This window comes from Lacinutrix sp. YIN62 (genome assembly GCF_057219185.1).
Genome location: NZ_JBXVVH010000048.1, coordinates 1 through 4,241, shown reverse-complemented (window position 1 = coordinate 4,241; position 4,241 = coordinate 1). Strand labels below are relative to the sequence as shown.

Genomic DNA, 4,241 nt, shown 5'->3' with positions numbered 1-4,241 from the left:
TATCGCTATCTGCTGCTGCTGTCTCCCATGTGCCGCCGTCTAAGCTAAACTCATAAACGGATATAGAATTCGCTGCTGAAGAACTCGCGGTTACGACTATATTGTGTTGATCGGCAAATGCTAAAGTCGTTGCTTCCCAGCTCACTATAGGCGGCTCGCTTACTTGTATAAAAGTGGTAGCACTACTACTACACATTGTATTACTACTTGCAGAACTATCGGTAATGGTTACAGTATAATTCCCGCCTTGTGTAGGCATTATTGATGGCCCCGTTTCGCCTGGTAAAACACTCCCATCAAGACTCCATTGGAAAGTATATAGACTGGCATCGAGTCCTGTATCGACTAAAGGGCTATTAATCACTTCTGTTCCGTTGGTATTAATACATAACAGATAGTCGTCCTCTAAATCAAAGGCGGGTAATGGATTTACCTGTAAGGTTATCTCGGTTGTAGCATAACAATCGGAACTGTCCATCATACCGCCACTACCATCAGGTACCATCGTATCATTATCGACTCTTACAATAATAACTTGAGGGTTACTTGTATTGGTATAAGGACTCGTTAAGGCATTACTATTTGTATCGGCATCGGTTTGTGTGGCATAATAACTTACCGTGTAATTTCCTGGGTCTTGCCCGTCTAATACTGCTGAATTTTGTGATGCTAAATCAAACGTATTGGTAAGCATAGCCCCATCAAAAACCATAGTATCATCACAAATTTCATAAAGTATGGCCTGCCCATCTGAATTTGCTAATGCCTCTTCATGTACTTGCAATTGAAAGGTTAAAGCCGAGGTATTACATCCTGTTACGTTATTGCTTATGTTTACATAAATGGTTTGTGGGTTACTCGTATTTGTATATAATCCTGCTGGTATCAAATCATCGGCACCTGTTTGTGCTAATGCTAGCGTTTCGTGATACGTCACTGTAAAATCTGTTGGGTCTTGACCATTTAATATAGCGGCTGTCATCGTATTAAAATCAAAACCGTCATAAACTCCATCGGTATTCAATTCACAATGGGTATAATCGTCTACAGCTATTACCGTTGGTAATGGGTTAACAATCACATCGAAATTCACTAAAGCATAACAGCCTGTTGCTGGTGTTGGTGGCGCTGTGGTTCCTGTATTTTCTACTCGCACATAAATGGTTTGTGGGCTTACTGCTACGCCTGGGTTGCTAGGATCCTCATTAACATAGGCCGTTGGGTCTAAAATAGCATTGGTTCCTGATAAGGCATCGGCTTCACTGGTATGATATGTTGCTGTTACTTCTTGTGCTCCATTAAGGATTGCAGCTTCATTTTGTGTTAAATCGAAGGTTTCTAACAAATCGTTGCTTCCTACAATAGCCACATCATCACAAAGTTCTAAATCAACTGCATCTGCCTCAGGGGTTGGATTAGGCAATACTCGAATAGTTACTGTTGTAAATGAAAAACATCCTGTATCGGCATCTGTAACTCTAACATAAAGCGTTTGCGATTCTGATGTATTCATATAACTTGTGGGATCTGGTATTTCATTAACTTCTGCCTGAGCATCTGCTTGATTTTCATAGTAAGTTACAACCCAACTTGGGTTTGCCGCCCCTGTAATCTCTATATTTTCCACTGTTAAATCAAAAATAGTGAAACCATCATTATCATGATAATAATCGGCATCTAAATCGTCACATTGTGATAGGGTATTGTCATAGTTTATATCTAGCACTGGTGGAAAGGCCACGCGAATCTCAAAACTCCCTGTACTTACGCATCCATTTGCAAGGCTTTCTAAACGAATATAGATTGTTTGCGGATTCGTTGCATTGGTGTAATTAGCAATATTTGTAATTTGATTTGTTCCTGCATCGGCTGTTGCTTGACTGGTATGGTAAGTCAATTCAAAATCTGCAGCTGTTTGTCCTCCCGTGAAAATTTGAGGACTAATCTCTGTTGTAAAATCAAATTGATTGTACCCATCGTTATCGTCATCACAAATTATATAGTCATCTATGTTTAATGGTATGACTGGCGCTGGTAGAACAACCAAGGTTAACTCTACAATCGTATAGCATCCTGTTCCTGGTACTATTGGTGGTGTGGTTGTCCCTGTGTCTTCTGCACGTACATAAATCGTTTGCGTATTGGCAACAATATTTGCGTAAGGCCCAATAATTGGATTGGTCGCCGTTTCGGCATTGGCTTCTGTTTCATAATAACTTATGGTTACTCCTGCTTCGTTATTAAGGATTGTCGTGGTTTGACTTTCTAAATCGAAAATGGCATAACCATCATTATCGTCATCACAAACTTCTAAATCGGCAGGCATAGCTACGGGACTTGGAAGTGAGGTTACTCTTAAATCTAAAGTGATAATATCGTAACAACCTGTTACATCGATGACGGCTCTTACATAAATAGTTTCTGCTGTATTGGTATTGATATAAGGGCTAAACAACTGCCCTGTAGCAGTTCCTGCATCGGCATTCGCTTGTGTATCGTAATAAGTTAGCGTTATTCCGGTTTGTCCATTAAGAATTTGCGCATTGGCTGATTCTAATATAAATTCCTCTACTTCATCGCCTGGATTGTTCTCATCACACAAAGAGATTGGGTCGGGCTGCACTAATACTGGTAGTGGGTTTACTATAAGTGTTAATGGTCTTACTCTGGAACAACTATTCACATTGTCTTCTACACGAATCCAAATGATTTGGGTATCCATACTGTTGTTAACATAGGCATTAGGTGTTAGTATTGGATTTGTTGGCACATTGGCATTGGCCTCGGTCTCATAATAACTCACAATGTACTGCGTGGGATCTAAATCGTTTGTTGCATCGGTATCCAAGGTGTTCAATACTTCTGCTTCTATGTTTGTTAAATCAAAACTTGCGAAACCATCGGCATTATCATCACACACTTCTAATGGACTAGGGTCGGTAATTTGTGGGGTCGGATTCACTATTAGTTCTAATTCCACAAAGCTCGCACAGGCTGTTGCTATTGTTGAACTCTCGATACGAACATAGAGCGTTTGGCTGTTCACTACAATATTGTTGTAGGGACTAACTAACGCATTTACATTATTGGTAGCATCGTCTGGAGTCTCGTGGTAGGTAATAACTAATCCTGCAGTCAATCCACATGCTACTTCTACGTCGGCATCGGTAAGAATAAAGACTCCAAAACCATCACTATCGGGATCACAATACTCTAATGGTGTTGGCACACAGGCTACTGGTGCTTGTTCTACTTGAAGGGTTAATTCTGTAGTATCATAACATCCTGTATTGATGTCTTCTACACGTACGAATACGATTTGTCCGTTTGCGTTATTGGTATAAGGAATTGGCAATGGATTGATTTCATTTTCGGCATCGGCCTGTGTTAGGTAATAGGTTACCGAATAATCTGGATTGTTCCCTGAAATCTCATTGTTTTTTATACTTAAATCTATTGATGTTATGCCGTCTGGAACGTTATCGTCACAAACTTCTAGAGCTGTTGGAACTACGGGTACGGGTACGGGATTCACGATCAAATCAAAATTACTAACACTCACACAGCCGGTTGTAATGTTTTCTACGCGAACATAGATCGTTTGTGCATTTGAGGTGTTAATGTGTGGACTTGCTAATACATCTGAATTATTCACAGCGCCTAGTGCGGTACTGTGATAGGATACCACAACATCCAATTGTCCGTTTGCAATTTCTAAGTCTTTACTGGTTAAATCAAAACTCTCTTGCTCATCACCAGTGTTGTTATAGTCACACAATTCATAATCCGAAATGACCGGGATTACTGGTAATGCGTAAACGATAAGTGTTAATTCTACCGTCTCAAAACAACCGGTTAACGTGTTTTCTAATCTGGCGATAATCACTTGTGAATTCGCTACTGTATTTGTATATAACGGCCCGATCTCACCGACTGGTGGTGTTGCTATGGCATCGGCTAAACTCGCATAATAGCTAACACTCATATTAGCCTGAGCGCCTATAATCTCAGCGTCTTTTACGGTTAAATCAAATGCAACGAAACCATCTGTATCGTCATCACAGAGCTCTAATGGGCTTGGTACTACTGGTACTGGTAATGGATTTACAACTAAATTCATTGGGGCTATGGTAGAAACACAGCCTGTTACTGTATTGTCTAATCTTACATAAATTGTTATAGGGGTTACAACTGTATTTGTATACAGTGGCCCTATAGGGTTTACTGGTACCTGTGCATCT

Annotated in this window: 1 pseudogene; it reads right to left on the bottom strand. The window is 40.2% G+C overall.

From position 1 onward, the window contains the following. A pseudogene (locus AC2D8I_RS15895) lies at positions 1–4,241 on the bottom strand (hypothetical protein); the annotation flags it as partial.